This window comes from Bradyrhizobium sp. U87765 SZCCT0048 (genome assembly GCF_018131225.1).
In the GTDB taxonomy this organism is placed as follows: domain Bacteria; phylum Pseudomonadota; class Alphaproteobacteria; order Rhizobiales; family Xanthobacteraceae; genus Bradyrhizobium_A.
Map to the genome: position 1 here is coordinate 1407458 of NZ_JAFCMM010000001.1, position 17019 is coordinate 1424476.

Below are 17019 nucleotides of genomic sequence, written 5' to 3' on the forward strand. Positions count from 1 at the left end.
ATCACGCAGCCGGCAGCACCAGTTCCGCCCGCAGCCCGCCGATCGGGGCGGTGTCGAGCGACAGGCGGCCATGATAGAGCGCCGCGAGGTCAATGACGATCGACAGGCCGAGCCCCGACCCCGGCTTCGATTCGTCGAGGCGCTGGCCCCGCCGCGCCACCTGCGCCCGCTCGGCCGGGGAGAGTCCGGGGCCATCGTCGTCGACCACGATACGGAACATTGGCGGCCGCTCCGGCGTCGCGGTTTCCATCAGGATCTCGACCTGCACCCGCGAGCGCGCCCACTTGCAGGCATTGTCGACGAGGTTGCCGACCATCTCCTCGAGATCCTGCCGCTCGCCGCGAAACTTCGGCTGCACGTCGTTCTCGACATCGATGGCGAGGTCGCGGCCACGGTGGATCTTCTCCATGGTGCGACGCAGGCCCTCGATCACCGGCGCGACTTCCGTGACCGTGCCGACCACCGTGACACGGGCGGCGATGCGCGCCCGCTCCAGGTGATGGGCGACCTGGCTGCGCATCACCTCGGCCTGCTCCAGCACCTTGGCCGCAAACGGATCGGCGCCGTGGGCATTGGCCTCGTTGACGATCACCGACAGCGGCGTCTTGATGGCATGGGCGAGATTGCCGACATGGGTGCGAGCGCGCTCGACGATCTCGCGGTTGGCGTCGATCAGCGCATTGGTCTCGCGCGCCAGCGGCGCGATCTCGACGGGAAAGCGGCCCTCGAGCCGCTCGGCGCGGCCGGAGCGGATCGCCGCCAGCGATTCGGAAATGCGCTTGAGCGGTGCAAGACCGAAGCGCACCTGAAAGATGGTGGTGAACACCAGCACCAGCGTCAGCGCCAGGAACGTGCCACCGAGATAGTAGTCGAAGGTACGGATCTCATCGAAGATCTCGGTGGCGTCACCGGCGACCGTGACCAGGAATTTACCGTCGCTGCCGAAATCGACCTGACGCTCGACGATGCGCAGACGCTGATCTTCCGGGCCGTTGACGTAACCGATGCGCACGCCGGCCGCCGTCATCGCGCCGGTGGCGTCGTCGAGCTTCGGCAGTTGCTTGTCCCACAGCGAGCGCGACGAGCGCACGTCCGGCTTGTCGGCGTCGATGCGCGCGATCTGCCAGTACCAGCCCGACAGCGGAATCTCGAACAGCGGCTCGCCGAGCGACTGGAACTGACGTTCGCCGGCGCTGTCCTCGGGCGTCGCCGCTTCCGCGATCAGGGTGCGCAGATAGAGATTGAGGCGGCGGTCGAACGAACGCTCGACCGCCTGCCGATAGACCGACGACAGTACGAACCCGGTGATCACCAGGATCACCACCACCCACGCGGTCGCCGACAGGAACAGGCGGGTGGCGAGTGAATTACCGCGCATCGACCGGAGGCGTCAGCATGTAGCCCAGCCCGCGGACGGTCTGGATGATATCGACGTCGAGCTTTTTGCGGATGCGACCGACGAACACCTCGATGGTATTGGAATCGCGGTCGAAGTCCTGGTCGTAGAGATGCTCGACGAGCTCGGTGCGCGACACCACACGGCCGGCATGATGCATCAGGTAAGCCAGCAGGCGATATTCGTGCGATGTCATCTTGATGGGATTGCCATCGACGCTGACGCGGCCGGTGCGGGTGTCGAGACGGACAGGACCACAGGTCAGTTCGCTCTGCGCATGGCCGGTCGAGCGCCGCAGCAGCGCGCGGATGCGTGCCAGCACCTCTTCGAGATGGAAGGGTTTGGGGACGTAATCATCGGCGCCGGCATCGAAGCCCTGCACCTTGTCGCTCCAGCGGTCGCGGGCGGTCAGGATCAGCACCGGCATGCTGCGGCCGTTGCGGCGCCAGGCCTCCAGCACCGAGATGCCGTCCATCTTGGGCAGACCGATGTCGAGCACGACGGCGTCGTAAGGCTCGGTATCGCCGAGGAAGTGCCCTTCCTCGCCATCGAAGGCGCGGTCGACCACATAGCCTGCATCAGTCAGCGCGGTGGTGAGCTGGCGATTGAGATCAGGATCATCCTCAACGACTAGAAGGCGCAAGATCGTCTCCGCAACGTTCAACCGGCGAGATTGCCGTTGTTCAACAAGACCCCTTTCGGGGTGAATGCCCGATGAACAGCGAATTGCACGCAACCTTACAATTTTGTCACGCGGCCGTCTTCGTTGCAGCGCCGCCCCGTCGCTGATCGCCACGGCCTGACCCGGCCCGACGCCGCGGTCGAATCCCCTCGCCCGACTATGTCACGGGCGCTCGGGCAGCGCCAACGACGCAGGGCAACGACGTTGACATGCCACCGGCAACGATGCTCTGTCGCGCGATGCTTCGCCACCTGCCGCTGCTGTTCGCCACCGCCTCCGCCGCCGTCTCGCCAGCCGCCGCAATGGTCGGCGGCGCGCCTGCCGATGCGGCCGCGACCGCGGTGGTCACGATCGTCGGTTCCCGCGGTAATTTCTGCACCGGCGCGCTGATCGCGCCCGACCTCGTGCTGTCGGCGGCGCACTGCACCTTGCCGGGAGCGACCTACAAGATCGTCGACTACGACGCCGGCCGGCAGCCGCGGCTGCGCGACGTCCGCCGTGTCGCGGCGCATCCGGACTTCAATGTTCAGGGCATCATGGCCCACCGCGCCAGCGCCGATGTCGCGCTGCTGCAGCTGGCCGCGCCGATGACCGGGCGGTCCATGGCGCCGCTGGGAGCGCCCCGCGCGCTCGCGGCCGGCAACAGCTTCACGGTGTCGGGTATCGGGGTCACGGTCCAGGGCGACGGCCGCAGCGGCGGCGTGGTGCGCAGCGCCAGCCTGGTCGCCACCGGCCAGCCCGGGACATTGCAGATCCGCCTTGTCGATCCCGCGACCAACAACGCCCGCCCTGGCCTCGGCGCCTGTACCGGAGATTCGGGCGCTCCGGTGTTCGAGGCGCAGGCCGGCCGGGCCACGATCGTCGGCGTGGTCAGCTGGTCCACAGGCGCGGGCAACACCGCAGGCTGTGGCGGCCTGACCGGCGTGACCCCGCTGACGCTCTACCGCGACTGGATCGCCCAGACCGCAGGCGGCTGGCGCGTGAGCCTGCCGCCGGCGCCCTGAGGCTAGCCGCGCATCAGGTCGCCGGCTTCTGCGACGGCATGCTCGCCGCCTTGGCGCGGAACGCCTTCGCCAGCGTCTCCAGGATCTCGCGGTTGGCCACGAACATATAGGGCCCCTGCTCGGTCTCGAAGGCGATGCCGACCACGGTCGGGTCCATGGTGTTGTCCACCAGCTGATAGCCCTTCAACGGCAGGGCCAGCCTGTCCTTCGGATTGTCCTGCACGTGTCGCTCCCGCTTGTCTGGTGGATGATGGCGGGGGATTAGACAAGAATGACGGCCGCGCCAAGCCCCTTCGAAGGGGCAAGGCGCCGCCGCACCGGGGGCGAACACCCGGCGCAGGCTTATTCGGCCATGTCCACAGACGGCTTCGGCGCATCGCCGAGCGGGCGCTCGACCATCAGGGCGATGGCCAGCGCACCGGTGCCGAGCATCACTGCCGCGGCAATGAAGACGTAGCGGAACGCGGCGATCATGTCGGCGCTCGAAGTCGCGCCGAGGTCGGGATGCTCCAGCATCCCCGAGGAGGACGCGCCGAGGGCAGCCAGCAGGATTGCCGTGAACAGCGCCACGGTCACCGCAGCCATCAGCGACCGGAAGAAGTTCATCGCGCCGGTCACCGTTCCCACCAGATGACGGGCGACCGCGGCCTGCACCGACACCACCGCCACCGGGAAAGTGGTGCCGAGGCCAAGCGCCAGCAGCGCCAGCAGCGTCAGCAGGCCCCACAGCGGCAGCGGCGTGACGATGGCGAGCACGACGGCCATCACCGCGCCGACCGAGAGGCCCAGCAGCGAGATCCACTTGTAGTGCTTCATGTGCATCATCACCCGGCCGGCGACCGTGGCGCCAGGCACCGACAGGGCGACGATCGGAATCAACGCAAGGCCCGCCTCGCTCGCGGTCAGGTGATAGACCGACTCGTAGTACATCGGCATGTGCACGGTGAGCCCGACCAGGACGCCGATGGCACACGCCGCGGCGGTGATCGCATAGGGCACGATCGGTCCGGTCAGCAGCGGCAGCGGCAGGAACGGCTCGTCGGCACGACGCGCATGCCAGACGAACACGCCGGCCAAGCTGAGCACCGCCCCCATCAGCGCCACCAGTGTCGGTGACAGCCATGCGTACTTGTTGCCGCCCCAGGTCAGCACCAGAAGGAAGGTGATCGCGGCGGCCATGAGCAGCACACCGCCGACGAGATCGAGCTTGCGCGGTCGGTGATGGATGGGCAGTTTCTTCATCTTCGGCAGCAGGATGCCGGCCGCGAGCAGCACGAGCGGCACGTTGATCCAGAAGATCACCGACCAGTGCAGGTGCTCGGCGATGACGCCGCCGAGCACTGGACCACCGATGCCGGCGGACACCCACACCATGCTGAAGAACGCCTGATACTGCGCGCGCTGGCGCGGGGTGATGATGTCGGCGAGCACGGTCTGCACCAGCGGCAGGATGCCGCCGCCGCCAAGGCCCTGCAGGAAGCGGGCGAGGATCAGAACGAGCAGGTTCGGCGCGACGGCGCAGAGCACCGAGCCGAGCAGGAACAGGCCGAGCGCCGTCGTCATCATGGCGCGACGTCCGTAGATGTCGCTGAGCGAGCCGAACACCGGCGCAACGGAGGTCGACGACAAAAGATACGCCGTGATCACCCAGGACAGGTTGGTGACGTCGAGAAACTGGCGTCCGATGGTCGGCAGCGCCGTGGCAACGATGGTCTGGTCCAGCGCAGTGAGAAACATCGCCACCATCAGGCTGATGACGATGGTGCGAACCTCGGAATGGGAGAGCGCATGCAGCGAGGGGGCGACGCCGGCGGGCGCGGCTGGCGCCTCGGCTGCTGCGAGCGCAATGCCTTCATCATCCGCGGAGGCGGCGTGGTTCCGGGCGAGACTGTTCATGGAACTCCGCGGCGTTTGCGCCGCAAATCGCAAGGGGAATAGCGCAATCTTCTAGCAAAGCCGCGCACGGACAATAAGACGCGTTGCAGCATGGCCCTATCCGCCAGCCGCATCGCGGGACACCCGATGGTGACCCCGGTTATTTCGGTCGCGACAGCCTGCGAGGCCGTTTCGAGCCACGGGCGTCCCGCGGCAGCAGGGCCGGCCAGCGAACGATGTGGCCCTCGAGATCGGCGTCGTCGACCTCGTCCTCGCTGACGGGCACGCGCCCCTGCACCGAGACGCCAGCCTCGTGCACGGTGTTCGGATCACCGGAGACCAGCGGATGCCACCAGTACAGATCGCGCCCCTCGGCCACGAGGCGATAGGCGCAGCTTGGCGGCAGCCAGTTCAGGGTGCGGACGTTTTCCGGGCTCAGGCGGACGCAGTCCGGGACCTTGGCCGACCGATTCGCGTAATCCTTGCAGGCACAGGTCGCCGCATCCAGCAGGGTGCAGCCGACATGGGTGAAGTAGATCTTGCCGGTGTCCTCGTCTTCCAGCTTCTCGAGGCAGCAGCGCGCGCAGCCGTCGCACAGCGATTCCCATTCGGCGTCGGACATTTCTTCCAACGTCTTGGTTTTCCAGAAGAAATTTTCCTGGCCCGAAATCGGGCCGGCGTCGTCCGCCATGGTCGCTGAAGATCCCTGCTGCTGGGCCGTCCGCCTGTTCTAGGCAGCCACGCCGCGAAGGGGAAGCGGCAACCGCCATGTGATGCCGAAAACCGGGGACGGCGTGAACCCTGTTTGCAAAATTGTCAGGTCGACCATTGGTTTATGACCGGCCCTCGGCTAGAAGGTGACGGCTTCCCGGCGGCGGGTGGTGCCGCCTTAGGGTTGCCTCATCGCATCCGCATCGTCTCACTGGCGCGCCGTCGGCCCCGTGAGCGGCGCGAAGCTGATCGAAGGTTCCGGTGCGCGATCGTCAACGGAAGAACTGGAAGACCTGGATCCGGCATTTCCTGCTGGACCTCGACGCGCGCATCGATTCCACCCTGTTCTCGTCCGGCGCCGGCATCCGCGAGCTGTTCGAGCGGTTCTCCACCTTCATGGACCGCTTCTATGTCGGCCGCTGGAAGCGCTGGGTCATCGTCGAACCGCTGTCGGAGATGGCCACCATCGGCCTCGGCGGCCTGATCCTGATGCTGGCCCTCGCCGTGCCGGCGTTCCGCGAGACCGCCGACGAGGACTGGCTGAAGAAGTCCGATCTCGCGGTCACCTTCCTCGACCGCTATGGCAACGTCATCGGCAGCCGCGGCATCAAGCACAACGACTCGATTCCGCTGGAAGAGTTTCCCGACCACCTGATCAAGGCGACGCTCGCGACCGAGGACCGTCGCTTCTACGACCATTTCGGCATCGATATCGCCGGCACCGCCCGTGCACTCGTCACCAACGCCCAGGCCGGCGGCGTGCGCCAGGGCGGTTCGTCGATCACCCAGCAGCTCGCCAAGAACCTGTTCCTGTCGAACGAGCGCACCATCGAACGCAAGGTCAACGAGGCGTTCCTCGCGATCTGGCTCGAGACGCGCCTGACCAAGAACGAGATCCTCAAGCTCTATCTCGACCGCGCCTACATGGGCGGCGGCACCTTCGGCGTCGACGGCGCCGCACACTTCTATTTCAACAAGTCGGCCCGCGACGTGAACCTCGCGGAAGCAGCGATGCTCGCCGGCCTGTTCAAGGCGCCGACCAAGTACGCGCCGCACATCAACCTGCCGGCCGCCCGCGCCCGCGCCAACGTCGTGCTCGACAACCTCGTCGAGGCCGGTTTCATGAGCGAGGGTCAGGTGTTCGGCGCCCGGCGCAATCCCGCCACCGCGGTCGACCGCCGCGACGAGAACTCGCCGAACTACTACCTCGACTGGGCGTTCGACGAGATGCGCAAGCTCGTCGCGACGTTCCCGAAGTCCTACACCGAGCGCGTGTTCGTGGTTCGCACCGCGATCGACATGAACGTGCAGCGCGCGGCGGAGAACGCCATCGAGAACCAGTTGCGCCAGTTCGGCCGCGACTATCATGCGACCCAGGCCGCGACCGTGGTCGGCGACCTCGACGGCGGCGTGCGCGCCATGGTCGGCGGCCGCGACTACGGCGCCAGCCAGTTCAACCGCGCCGTCGATGCGATGCGCCAGCCCGGCTCCTCGTTCAAGCCCTATGTCTACACCACGGCGCTGCTGAACGGCTTCAAGCCGACCTCGATCGTGGTCGACGGCCCGGTGTGCATCGGCAACTGGTGCCCGCAAAACTACGGCCGATCCTACTCCGGCGCAGTGACGCTGACCCAGGCAATCACCCGCTCGATCAACGTCGTGCCGGTGAAACTGTCGATCGCACTCGGCGGCAAGGACGGCCCCAAGGCCGGCCGCGCCAAGATCATCGAGACCGCCCGCAAGTTCGGCATCAAGGCGCCGCTGCCTGATACGCCGTCGCTGCCGATCGGCTCCGACGAAGTCAGCGTGGTCGAGCACGCGGTGGCGTACGCGACGTTCCCCAACAAGGGCAAGGCCGTGGCGCCCCATGCCGTGCTCGAGGTGCGCACTGGCGCCGGCGATCTGGTGTGGCGCTGGGACCGCGACGGCAAGAAGCCGAACCAGGCGATTCCGGCGTCCGTCGCCGCCGACATGGCCGGCATGATGAGCCACGTCGTCGAGGAAGGCACCGCGCGGCGCGCCCAGCTCGACGGCATCCCCGCCGCCGGCAAGACCGGCACCACCAACAATTTCCGCGACGCCTGGTTCGTCGGCTACACCGGCAACTTCACCTGCGCAGTGTGGTACGGCAACGACGACTACTCGCCGACCAACCGCATGACCGGCGGCTCGCTGCCGGCGCAGACCTGGCACGACATCATGGTGGTCGCTCACCAGGGCATCGAGATCCGCGACCTCGCCGGCGTCGGCGCGGGCAAGAAGCTGCCGGCTGACGCGATCAGCGCTTCTGCCAAGGCGCCCGAGGTCATGCCGGGACCACCGCCGGTCCTCACCCGTCGCGGCGCCGACATTCTGGTGCGGGTCGAAAAGATGATGGACGACGCGGCCAAGACCGCGGCGCGAACCTCGCAGAACGACCAGGCGAAGCCGGCCGCGCCGGCCAGGCCGTCGACCTCGAGCGCGCTGCCGTTCCCGGACAGCTTCGCCTCGGCGGCGCCCGCCTCGCAGCTCGACGGTGCCGGCGCTCCGCCCGCGATGCGTCGGAACTGACCGCCGATGATGACGGTGTGACGTGCGGCTGATCCTGTCCTCCCTGCTGGCCCTGATCGTGGCCACCGCCGTCGGCCTCGGCGCGACCTGGATGACCGCGACTCGCGGCGTCAATCTCGGCACGCTGACCATCGGCGCCTGGACCGCGCGGCCGCGAACCGGCTCCAGCGACATCGATCCCTACGCCCGCGCCAGCATCGCGCGCAGCGGCGAGCTGCCGATCGGCACCGGCGACGGCATTGCCTTCGTCGCCCGGGCCGACGACAGCAAGCGGCTGCTCGACGGCCGCTGCGACGTCGTCGTCAGCGGTGTGACCCCGGCGGCGCGATTCTGGACACTGACGCTGTACGACGCCAAGGGACAGCTCGTCGCCAACAGCATGAACCGCTATGGCTTCACCAGTCAGGAAATCGTGCGCGGCTCCGACGGCGCCTTCGAGGTGCGCATCACCTCGCGTGCCCGCGCCGGCAACTGGCTGCCGACCGGCGGCATCGATCGCTACCAGTTGATGCTGCGGCTGTACGATACGCCTGTCGGCGTCGCGACCCGCACCCAGCGCGATGCACCGATGCCCACGATCGCCACCGTGGGGTGCCCATGATCCGGTTGCTGTTCACGCTGGTCGTCGGTCTGCTGCTGGGCGGCCTCGTCCATCTCGTCAGCGTGCTGGCGCTGCCGCGCATCGCCAGCCTCGACGCCTATTCGCGTCTCGCGCCGATCACCACGGTCAACGGCGTGACCGCGTTGCCGGCCGCCGAGCCCGGCAATACCCTGATGCCCTACATGGATCCGGCCTTTGCCGTCGCGGTGTGCCGCTATGACCTGTCGAAGGGATCGATCAAGCTCGCCGTGCCGGTCAGCCAGGCCTACACTTCAGTGTCATTCTACACCCGCAGCGATGTCGCCTACTACGCCATCAACGACCGCTCCGCCGGCCGCAAGGTCATTGAACTCGACCTTATGACCGAAGCGCAGCATGCCGAGGTGCCTGAGGACGAGGAAGTCACCGCCGCCGATCGGCTGATCATCGATTCTCCGAGCACCACAGGGCTGATCGTGCTGAAGGCGTTGGCGCCCGAGCCGGGCCTGATGGCGCAGGCCCAGGCCTCGCTCGCCGCCGCGAGCTGCAAGCTGCAGACGACGCCCGTCGCCACCCGCTGAGACACCGGGCGGCCTCAGTGCCGGCCGCAGCGGCAGCGCTCGTAGTCCTCCGGATCGTGGCTGTTGATGATCGTCACCTCGGCGCGATGCGAGGCGTTGAGCTGGCGCAACCGCTCCTGGTTGGCGAGCCGCGCCGCCCGGTCGATGTCGGCCTTGCGCTGGAAGAAGCCGAGCATCAGCGGCGCCCGCACCGGCGGATCCTGAATCTGGCCATGGAAGAAGTAGCTGTCGCCCGCATGCAGCAGCCACCTGTCCTTGCCGCGCACCGCGATGCCGCAATGGCCCGGCGTATGCCCGGGCAGCGGGATCATCAGAAGATCCGGCTCGCGATCGCCGAGCGCACGCACGCCCTTGAAGCCGAACCAGTCCTCGCCGCCGTCGCCGTAGAACATCCAGTCCGGCCCGTGACGCCACTGCGCGGCGATATAGCGTCCTGCAGGCGCGGCGACGCGCTGCGCCACCGCCATGTCGTACTCACGGCGATGGACATGAACCCTCGCTTTCGGGAAATCCGGCAGACCGCCGGCGTGGTCCCGGTCGAGATGGGTGAGCAGCACATGCCGCACGTCGTCCGGCGCGTAGCCCAGTGCCCTGACCTGATGCAGCGCCGTTTCCGCCGGATCGAGCCGCGGCCGGGTTTGGCGCACCCATCGTGGCCCGAGCCGTGCGGCGTCGGCGATGTCGCCGAGCCCGATGCCGGTGTCGACGAGGGCAAGACCGTCGTCGGTCTCGATCAACAGGCAGTGGCACACCATGCGGGCGCGCTGGAAGATGCTGCCGGTGCCGTTCACCAGCCGGCGGCCGATCGGGCACATGGTCCCGGTGTTGAGATGATGGATGCGCATGCCGACCTCGTTCATAAACGTCACCGGCATGGCTTGCCATCGGCATACCCATAGGTAAATTATTGTTATCTGATATCATCCATAGGAACTGATTATGGATATCCGCGAGCTGCGCTACTTCTCGGCCGTATTCGAGGCGCGCAGCCTGACCGCAGCGGCGCGGCGCTGCTTTGTGTCGCAGCCGTCGATCTCAGCTGCGATCGCGAGCCTCGAGGCCGAACTCGGCGCCAGCCTGTTCATCCGGCACAAGAAGGGCGTATCGCCGACGGCGGCGGCCGAAAAGCTCGACGCGATCGCTCGCCGCATCCTTGACGAGGCCGATGCCGCACGCCAGCTATTCCGCGCGCCGGTGGAACGGCCGACGCTGACGCTCGGCCTGATGCGCACGCTCGACATTCCCCGCACCATCGCGTTGCTCAAGCCGGTGACGGCGGATGGACGGCTGCAGCTCCGCCTTGTCGGCGCCACCGACAAGGCCGACGCCCGCATCGTCGCCCGCAGCATGGTCAAGCCGCGCGAACAGTTCATCGCGCTGTGGACGGACCGCTATGTCGCCGCGCTGCCCCCGGCCCATCCGCTGACGCTGAAGGAGCGGCTGCGCGCCGGCGATCTCGCCGACGTGCCGCTGGTCGATCGCTGCCACTGCGAACAGAGCGCTTTCTTCGGCCGTCGTCGCCGCGCGCCGGCCGTCGCGATCGCCGAATCCGAGGACTGGGCCATGGCGCTGGTCGCTGCCGGCATCGGTATCGCCATCGTGCCGGAAGGCGTCGCCCGCGCGCGGCCCGATATCGCAGTCCGCGACATCGCCGACGTCGACGTCTCGCGCCAGGTCGGCCTCGCCTATGGCGCGACGCGGGCGCCGTCCACGGCGCTGCAGACGCTGATCAGCCTCGTCAGCCCGGCTCGCAAGCCGCCGCGGCGGAGCCAGGCGGCTTGACCTCACCAGCCGTCGCCGCCGCCTCCGCCCCCACCGCCGCCCGACGATCCACCACCGTCAGAGCCACCGCTGCTCGAGGAATCGCTGCCGCTCGAGCCCGGCGGCGTCGATGCCGAGGCAATGGTCTGCGACAGGCCATGGCCGAGCGAATTGGCGAGGCTCACCGGGTCGTGGGCGTGGTCGCTGCCGCCCTGGTACCAGCCCTGAGTGGCCGCAGCCACCGACGCCGCCGCGAGCACGCCCGCAAAGCGCGTCGCCCACGCATTCTCGACATCGAGCGCGATCGCGTAGGGCAGGAAGCGCTCGAACAGTTCAGGGGTCTTGTCCGGCGGATTGAGCACGTTCAGCCGATCTTCCTCGGCGACACCGAGATACTGGCGAAAGCCCTCGATCTGATCGGTGACGGCCCGCCCCTCCACGGTGTGCGCCTTCATCCAGCCGAACGCCGACAGCGACAGCGGCAGAAGCACGAGCGGCAGCGCCGCCGGCAGCGCCTCGGTCCAGCCGTGCACATTGGCCGTCACGAGATGATAGCCGCCGCTGGCGACAAGGAACGCGAACACGCAGCCGAACACCAGCAGCGCGATCGGGCCGACGCTGCGCGGCGGTCCGGCGACGAACAGCAACGTCACCACGATGATCGCCGGCACCAGCGACAGCATGCCGATCACCGTGGCGACGCCCTGGTCGACGCCCCATCCCGCGAATACCGACGCCACCGCCGCAACGATCGCCGCAAGCGACGCCAGCAGGCCGATGATCGACCACGACCGGTTGTTGTGGAACATGCGTCCGACATACTGCGTGCGTAGCGCCTCGCCCAGCGCCCTGCGCGCGCGCTGCAGGATGTCGCTGTTCGAGGGATCGAGCTCGATCGGCGACGAACGGCTTACGAACAGCGCGGTCGCCAGCGCCTGTTCGTCCGCAACAAGCGGCTTGCCGTCGGCGCGCGGTTCGATCCGCAGACCGCTCTTGCGCTCCGTAAGCCTGATATGGCCCTGCACGCCGAGCCCGACGATGGCAGCGGTGAACGTCCGGTCGTCCAGGCCCATCCGAGCGATGTAGCGCACGGCTGCCGGCGACATATCCTTGGGCGGTCCGAACAACGGCACGATGGTGCCGCGCCGCGGATCGTGGCCAGCGCGGCGCCATCCGATCAGATAATATCCGGCGACCAGAACGAGGCCGAACGCAGCCACGCCGAGCGGCAGGTTGTCGAGCAACCAGTCGGACGCCTGGGTCGCCGTGCTGGGCGGCGTCACGACGCCCTTCTGCCAGCCGGCCGCGACCGTGAGCCCGTTGCGCGGCGGCAGTTGTTGCGTGGTGCGGAAGACGATCAGTCCCGGCCGCTGCTCGGCCACGAGCGCATCCTTGCCCTGCGCACCCTGCGGCCCGGTGTAGAAAGCCGACTGCCGGAACGGCACCGCCTCGGGGAGGTGAATGTGCGCTTCCGCCACATCGATGGGAAAGGTCCAGCCGTTTCCGGTCGCGTTCCAGTACAGCTCGTCGTACTCCGCAAAGAAGCCGACCTGCCGGGTGGTGCGATAGGTGATGACATAGGTGTGGCTGCCGTTCGCGAGCAGCGTGTCGGCGCGACCGATCCGGACGCGCACGCCATTGCCGAGCCGCTCGGTGGCGTAGGCTTCGGTCATGCCGTCCCGCGTCACACTGCGCACATCGAAGCCGACCTCGACCCGCGTGCCGTCGCGATTGGCGTAGCTGGTCGGAAAATCACGCAGGATTCCGCGCTTGATCGACTGCCCCTCGGCCGCCACCGTGATCGTCTCGGTGACGTCGAGCTGGCCGCCGGGTTGAACGGTGACGTCACTGACAAAGCGGGTGATGCGCTCGTTCGCATCGGCCGGCACGACGGCCGCCATGAGCACGAGCGCCATCACAATGGCCGCCGTCCTCCCGAACATGGCCATTGCTCAGGCCCCCGACAGGTTGATCTGCGGCGTCGCCGCTGACGACGGGTCGATCTCGAAGAAGTGCTCTTCATGCCAGCCGAGCAGCCGCGCCATCACGAGGTCGGGAAACGACTGCACCGCGATGTTGAAATCGCGCACCGTGCCATTGAAGTAGCGGCGCGACATCTGCAGCTGATCCTCGATGTCGGCGATCTGCTGCTGCAGCGCGAGAAAATTCTGATCGGCCTTGAGCTGCGGATAACCCTCGGCGACGGCGAACAGCCGGCCAAGCGAGCCCTGCAGCGCCTGCTCGGCGACAGCCTTCTGCGCCGTGCCGTCGGCCGCCACGGCGGAGGCCCGCCTCGCGGCGATATCGTCGAACAGGCCGCGTTCGTGCGCGGCATAGGCCTTCACCACCTCGACGAGACCGGGGATGAGGTCACTGCGCCGGCGCAGCTGGACGTCGATGCCGCTCCAGGCCTCGCGCACGAGGTTACGTTGACGGATCAGGCGGTTGAAAATGACGACGGCGGCGATGGCGACCGCCACCAGCACGATCAGCACGATCCACTCGGTTCGCATCGACAGGCTCTCGTTCATGATCGGGGATCCGGATCCTGCGACAATGGAGCCGGCGGGACGAAAGTGCGAGCGTTAGTTGCACCAGCCACTCGGGAGGTTCAGCCGGCTTATCCCTTGACGGTCAGGACCTGCCCGACGACCGGCGTTGCACCGATGCCGGCTCCCGCGCGGGCCGCGAGTTCGGTGATCAGGCGATCGGCCTCCGCCGCGAGACCGTCGGGCGCATGGATCACCAGGCGCTCCAGCGCCCAGCGATAGGACGCGATGCGCTGCTGCAGGCAGATGCCCACCCACTGCACGATCAGCGCGTTCTCCTTCATTCGCGCCAGCGCATCGGCACGCTCGCGCGGTTCGAGATTGCCGATATAGCGCAGACTGGCGCCGCGCTTCTGGTCGAAATCGGCGACGCGCGCCGAGGTGGTGAAGAATGGATCGAGCCGGGTCAGGTCGTTGCGAACGTCCTCGATGAGCTGGGCGTAGCGCGAGGCGTGCGAGCGATGCGGCTCGTCGATGAGCTGGCGGCCGTAGATCGTGGGATCGAACCGCGCCTTGCGGTGCCACGGCGCCGGAATCGGATCGTAGTCGCCGAATACGCCCTTCCAGTACGGCCGCGAGTGCGGCGGCTCGATAAAGGCGTAGGCCTGGTCGCGCAGCGTGCGCTCGTAATCGGTGAGCTGGAAGTCCGACGGCCGTCGCCCGATGCTGCTGGTCGCCTCGGCCCCGACCCAGCGATGCATGTCGTCGTTAAGCGCGGAGTCCCGGGTCCGTCCGAAATCACCACTGGCGCAGCCGCCAAGAGACGCCGCGAGCACGAGCGCGGCGCCTGTCGGAAACAGGGAGCGGGACTGAAGCCCCGCGAAGCTCAGGGTTCGACGGGCTCGCATGAATGACAGATCAGGACCGCGCGCGCCTGCGGCGGCGGCGGCCGGCGGTCGCGCCCTCGGCGGGCCCACTGCCGCCAGTGGTCTCGTCGGTGTGACGCTCGATCCGAACGACGGGAAGGATGACGACCGTCCCCATGCCCGGGCGCGGCGCCTCATCCAGCCATGACCCCAGTCGGCGCGTCACCGCGTCGGTCGGGAAATCGATGATGGTGCCCATAGTGCCGTCTCCCCGCCGCCGTCCTCACCCGAGAGCCCCTGCAGCGTGCAATCATTAAGACCGCCTTATGGTTAACGAGCTGTTAACAATACCAACGATGTCAACAGGATGCAGCGGTGTGTGGCGCGGCGGGCGCAGCCTGCCCGATCTGATCCGGGACTGCCGCGCGCACACGCCACAAGCGCTGCCGCGCACGGAGCGATCAGACGCTTGAACCTCGGGCCGCCCCCGGTTGTCTCACCAGTTGCCTGACGCGTTCGATCGGGCGAACGGCGACATATGATCGAGGGGAGAGCGTCATGGCGATTCTCGGCTTGTCTCAATTCCAGTACACCACGGACTGGAGCTACGAGACGTCCGAAGACATGTCGATCGGACTGATCGGCACCTACTCGAAGGGCACGGTTGTGCTGAGCAACGGCGCCACCGGCGAAGAGATGCGTATCGGCTACAAGGCGCTGGCCGGTTCGCTCAGCAAAGGCCTCCCCATCGGCCTCTCCAAGTCGCACTTCACTGATCCCAGCGGCGGCGTCGGCCCGGTGTGCAGCAACCGCTATTTCGACGCGATGTGCTTTCCGTGCCGTGGTTACATCCTGTCCGCCGGCGCGACGTTCGGCGAATCCGGTGAGATCCTGGCGAAGATCTTCGACATGCCGCCGCCCAAGCCTGGCCCGAACGGCGGCGGCGTCAGCATCTTCTATTTCGGCGCCTGGCCGTTCGCGGGCTTCCGCTGCTGGGGCCAATTCACCGCGACGACGCCGGGTGGCGGACTGAGCGCCGCTCTGGCGGGGTTCGGCATCGTCGACTGAGGCCGCCGGCAGCGACGCCGGATCCCCTGCATTTGAACGAATTTGCTCAGGAACCCTTAGGGTTAAGGGGCTGTTAAAATCACCTCGCTAATGTCGCGGCCGGGAGGCCTTCTCGGGCGAATCTGGGATTCGGGAGGCGGCCGCACATGAGCGATGACAACATTTCCTCCTGTTCCTGGCCTTGATGGCCTGATCACCCTTTCGCGTCGCGAAGGCGTCGACATTCGTCCGACGCTGCTGCGCGTGCTGACCGATTTGTATGTCCAGACCCCGTCGCACACCCTCGACGAGGAGCAGCAATTCGTTGCGCTGACCTCTCGTCTGATCGACGAAGTCGACGACGCCACCCGCGCGGCCGTGCGCGCCCGGCTGTCGATCTATGCGGGAACGCCGCCAGAGATTCTCGCCAAGCTGACGAGCCGCGCCCCGGCTCCTGTCCGTCCCGCCGCGCCACAGCCACAAGGCGAAGCGACCGACGCGCCGCCGCTGACGATGCAGCCGCACGAGGCGTCTGAACTCAACGACATGTTCTTCAGGGCCGACGCGCACGAGCGCCTCGAGATCCTGCGCAACCTCGAGAGAACGCCGCTCAAGGCCGCCCCCCGGATCGACGCGCGCCGGACGGCGCGGGCAATCGCCGCGCTGGAGCAGATGGCGCTGGACGCGGACCTGCTCGGCTTCACCGCTGAACTCGCTGAAGTGCTGATCCTGCCGGTGCGGATCGCGCAACGCATCGTCGAGGACCAGGGCGGCGAGCCGCTGGCCTGCGCCATGAAGGCGATCGACATGCCCGGCGAGACGTTCCAGCGCGTGCTGCTGTTCCTCGACCCAGAACTCGGCGCATCGGTGTCGCGCGTCTATACGCTGGCGCGGCTGTACGATTCGCTCAGCGAGCGCATGGGCCTGGTGATGCTGGCCGCCTGGCGGGGCACCACACTCGCCGGCCGCGCGCGGCATCGCCCTGTGCTGTACGACGACGAACGGCAGCGCGCCCGCCCGGCGGCCAGCCAGCCTCGCCCGACCGTGCAGCCGGCGTTCACCCCGCTTCCCGCACGGCAGCCAAACCGCGGCTGAGGCCTACTTCGGCGCCAGTTCCAGGAAGTGCCGCCCCTCGCGGTCCTCGATCTCGACAATCCAGACGTCGGGGTCGAACCGGATTTCCTTGGTCAGCCGCTCTTCCACCTCCGCCTCCGGCACAGGCGCTGACGACAGCGGCGTAAACACGCGCTCGACCGGCCGGCTGTTGTCGTAGGCGGTCTGCGGCGCAGGCGTGAACAGCAGGGCGGAGCCGTCGAGCAGCGCCACCTTGACGAACACCGCCCCCGCTTCCTCGGCGCCGCGCCGGCGCACCGCACCGAACACGCCGTTGACCTGGCAGCGGCGCAGATAGGCGGCCACCCAGATATTCGATTTCAAACGCATGGCAGGACGATAACGGAGCGGCGCGACCGGACAA

The 17019-nt window shown here is 67.6% G+C and carries 18 protein-coding genes; 7 read left to right on the top strand and 11 right to left on the bottom strand.

Features of this window, described 5'->3' with window-relative positions:
- Position 1: 1 nt before the first annotated feature.
- Complete coding sequence (locus JQ639_RS06070; protein ID WP_211970297.1) at positions 2-1378, bottom strand: ATP-binding protein; 1377 nt, start codon at positions 1376-1378, stop codon at positions 2-4.
- Positions 1368-2039: a response regulator transcription factor gene (locus JQ639_RS06075; RefSeq protein ID WP_211970298.1), complete on the bottom strand. Its 672-nt coding sequence runs from the start codon at positions 2037-2039 to the stop codon at positions 1368-1370. Before JQ639_RS06075 ends, JQ639_RS06070 begins: the two co-directional genes overlap by 11 nt.
- A gap of 278 nt (positions 2040-2317) precedes the next feature.
- On the opposite strand from JQ639_RS06075, the gene JQ639_RS06080 reads away from it, so the two are divergent.
- A complete protein-coding gene (locus tag JQ639_RS06080) occupies positions 2318-3082 on the top strand; it encodes a S1 family peptidase (protein WP_211970299.1) in 765 nt (254 codons plus the stop codon).
- A 13-nt stretch (positions 3083-3095) separates the two neighbouring features.
- On the opposite strand, the gene JQ639_RS06085 is transcribed toward JQ639_RS06080, so the two are convergent.
- The 3 genes from JQ639_RS06085 to JQ639_RS06095 all read right to left on the bottom strand — a co-directional run bounded on the left by JQ639_RS06085 (position 3096) and on the right by JQ639_RS06095 (position 5648).
- Positions 3096-3305, bottom strand: a complete 210-nt coding sequence (locus JQ639_RS06085; protein ID WP_211970300.1) for a hypothetical protein — start codon at positions 3303-3305, stop codon at positions 3096-3098.
- A 119-nt stretch (positions 3306-3424) separates the two neighbouring features.
- Positions 3425-4978: an MFS transporter gene (locus tag JQ639_RS06090; protein WP_211970301.1), complete on the bottom strand. Its 1554-nt coding sequence runs from the start codon at positions 4976-4978 to the stop codon at positions 3425-3427.
- Between the two features lie 139 nt (positions 4979-5117).
- Complete coding sequence (locus tag JQ639_RS06095; RefSeq protein ID WP_211970302.1) at positions 5118-5648, bottom strand: YcgN family cysteine cluster protein; 531 nt, start codon at positions 5646-5648, stop codon at positions 5118-5120.
- A 281-nt stretch (positions 5649-5929) separates the two neighbouring features.
- On the opposite strand from JQ639_RS06095, the gene JQ639_RS06100 reads away from it, so the two are divergent.
- Genes JQ639_RS06100 through JQ639_RS06110 form a run of 3 tightly spaced genes read left to right on the top strand, consistent with a single transcriptional unit; the run spans position 5930 to position 9379 of the window.
- Entirely contained in the window at positions 5930-8218 is a 2289-nt protein-coding gene (locus JQ639_RS06100; protein ID WP_211970303.1) for a transglycosylase domain-containing protein, read from the top strand.
- Between the two features lie 22 nt (positions 8219-8240).
- Complete coding sequence (locus JQ639_RS06105; RefSeq protein WP_211970304.1) at positions 8241-8819, top strand: DUF1214 domain-containing protein; 579 nt, start codon at positions 8241-8243, stop codon at positions 8817-8819.
- Entirely contained in the window at positions 8816-9379 is a 564-nt protein-coding gene (locus JQ639_RS06110; RefSeq protein ID WP_211970305.1) for a DUF1254 domain-containing protein, read from the top strand. Before JQ639_RS06105 ends, JQ639_RS06110 begins: the two co-directional genes overlap by 4 nt.
- A 14-nt stretch (positions 9380-9393) precedes the next feature.
- Here JQ639_RS06110 and JQ639_RS06115 read toward each other — a convergent pair whose 3' ends face one another.
- A complete protein-coding gene (locus tag JQ639_RS06115) occupies positions 9394-10224 on the bottom strand; it encodes an MBL fold metallo-hydrolase (RefSeq protein ID WP_211970433.1) in 831 nt (276 codons plus the stop codon).
- A gap of 94 nt (positions 10225-10318) precedes the next feature.
- Between JQ639_RS06115 and JQ639_RS06120 the strand changes: the two genes are divergently transcribed.
- A complete protein-coding gene (locus JQ639_RS06120) occupies positions 10319-11161 on the top strand; it encodes a LysR family transcriptional regulator (protein WP_211970306.1) in 843 nt (280 codons plus the stop codon).
- Between the two features lie 2 nt (positions 11162-11163).
- Here the strand turns inward: JQ639_RS06120 and JQ639_RS06125 are convergent, their stop codons facing one another.
- The 4 genes from JQ639_RS06125 to JQ639_RS06140 form a co-directional block, all read right to left on the bottom strand.
- Positions 11164-13056, bottom strand: coding sequence for a DUF2207 domain-containing protein (locus tag JQ639_RS06125; RefSeq protein ID WP_211970307.1), 1893 nt, complete (start codon positions 13054-13056; stop codon positions 11164-11166).
- Positions 13057-13092: 36 nt separating this feature from the next.
- Entirely contained in the window at positions 13093-13671 is a 579-nt protein-coding gene (locus JQ639_RS06130) for a LemA family protein (RefSeq protein WP_249123667.1), read from the bottom strand.
- An 89-nt stretch (positions 13672-13760) separates the two neighbouring features.
- Positions 13761-14537, bottom strand: a complete 777-nt coding sequence (locus JQ639_RS06135) for a hypothetical protein (RefSeq protein WP_249123668.1) — start codon at positions 14535-14537, stop codon at positions 13761-13763.
- A gap of 10 nt (positions 14538-14547) precedes the next feature.
- Complete coding sequence (locus JQ639_RS06140) at positions 14548-14754, bottom strand: hypothetical protein (RefSeq protein WP_211970308.1); 207 nt, start codon at positions 14752-14754, stop codon at positions 14548-14550.
- Positions 14755-15053: 299 nt separating this feature from the next.
- Here JQ639_RS06140 and JQ639_RS06145 point away from each other — a divergent pair, with 299 nt between their 5' ends.
- Both JQ639_RS06145 and JQ639_RS06150 read left to right on the top strand, forming a co-directional pair.
- On the top strand, positions 15054-15563 hold the full coding sequence (locus JQ639_RS06145; RefSeq protein WP_211970309.1) for a hypothetical protein: 510 nt from the start codon (positions 15054-15056) through the stop codon (positions 15561-15563).
- A gap of 153 nt (positions 15564-15716) precedes the next feature.
- Positions 15717-16637: a DUF2336 domain-containing protein gene (locus JQ639_RS06150; RefSeq protein WP_211970310.1), complete on the top strand. Its 921-nt coding sequence runs from the start codon at positions 15717-15719 to the stop codon at positions 16635-16637.
- A gap of 3 nt (positions 16638-16640) precedes the next feature.
- Here JQ639_RS06150 and JQ639_RS06155 read toward each other — a convergent pair whose 3' ends face one another.
- Positions 16641-16985: a DUF1491 family protein gene (locus tag JQ639_RS06155; protein ID WP_211970311.1), complete on the bottom strand. Its 345-nt coding sequence runs from the start codon at positions 16983-16985 to the stop codon at positions 16641-16643.
- Positions 16986-17019 lie beyond the last annotated feature (34 nt).

Excerpts from the sequence above, each read along its gene's own strand:
- JQ639_RS06070 (WP_211970297.1), bottom strand. The coding sequence starts at position 1,378 with ATGCGCGGTAATTCACTCGCCACCCGCCTGTTCCTGTCGGCGACCGCG.
- JQ639_RS06080 (WP_211970299.1), top strand. The coding sequence starts at position 2,318 with ATGCTTCGCCACCTGCCGCTGCTGTTCGCCACCGCCTCCGCCGCCGTC.
- JQ639_RS06090 (WP_211970301.1), bottom strand. The coding sequence starts at position 4,978 with ATGAACAGTCTCGCCCGGAACCACGCCGCCTCCGCGGATGATGAAGGC.
- JQ639_RS06095 (WP_211970302.1), bottom strand. The coding sequence starts at position 5,648 with ATGGCGGACGACGCCGGCCCGATTTCGGGCCAGGAAAATTTCTTCTGG.
- JQ639_RS06110 (WP_211970305.1), top strand. The coding sequence starts at position 8,816 with ATGATCCGGTTGCTGTTCACGCTGGTCGTCGGTCTGCTGCTGGGCGGC.
- JQ639_RS06115 (WP_211970433.1), bottom strand. The coding sequence starts at position 10,224 with ATGCGCATCCATCATCTCAACACCGGGACCATGTGCCCGATCGGCCGC.
- JQ639_RS06120 (WP_211970306.1), top strand. The coding sequence starts at position 10,319 with ATGGATATCCGCGAGCTGCGCTACTTCTCGGCCGTATTCGAGGCGCGC.
- JQ639_RS06125 (WP_211970307.1), bottom strand. The coding sequence starts at position 13,056 with ATGGCGCTCGTGCTCATGGCGGCCGTCGTGCCGGCCGATGCGAACGAG.
- JQ639_RS06130 (WP_249123667.1), bottom strand. The coding sequence starts at position 13,671 with ATGAACGAGAGCCTGTCGATGCGAACCGAGTGGATCGTGCTGATCGTG.
- JQ639_RS06135 (WP_249123668.1), bottom strand. The coding sequence starts at position 14,537 with ATGCGAGCCCGTCGAACCCTGAGCTTCGCGGGGCTTCAGTCCCGCTCC.
- JQ639_RS06140 (WP_211970308.1), bottom strand. The coding sequence starts at position 14,754 with ATGGGCACCATCATCGATTTCCCGACCGACGCGGTGACGCGCCGACTG.
- JQ639_RS06145 (WP_211970309.1), top strand. The coding sequence starts at position 15,054 with ATGGCGATTCTCGGCTTGTCTCAATTCCAGTACACCACGGACTGGAGC.
- JQ639_RS06150 (WP_211970310.1), top strand. The coding sequence starts at position 15,717 with ATGACAACATTTCCTCCTGTTCCTGGCCTTGATGGCCTGATCACCCTT.
- JQ639_RS06155 (WP_211970311.1), bottom strand. The coding sequence starts at position 16,985 with ATGCGTTTGAAATCGAATATCTGGGTGGCCGCCTATCTGCGCCGCTGC.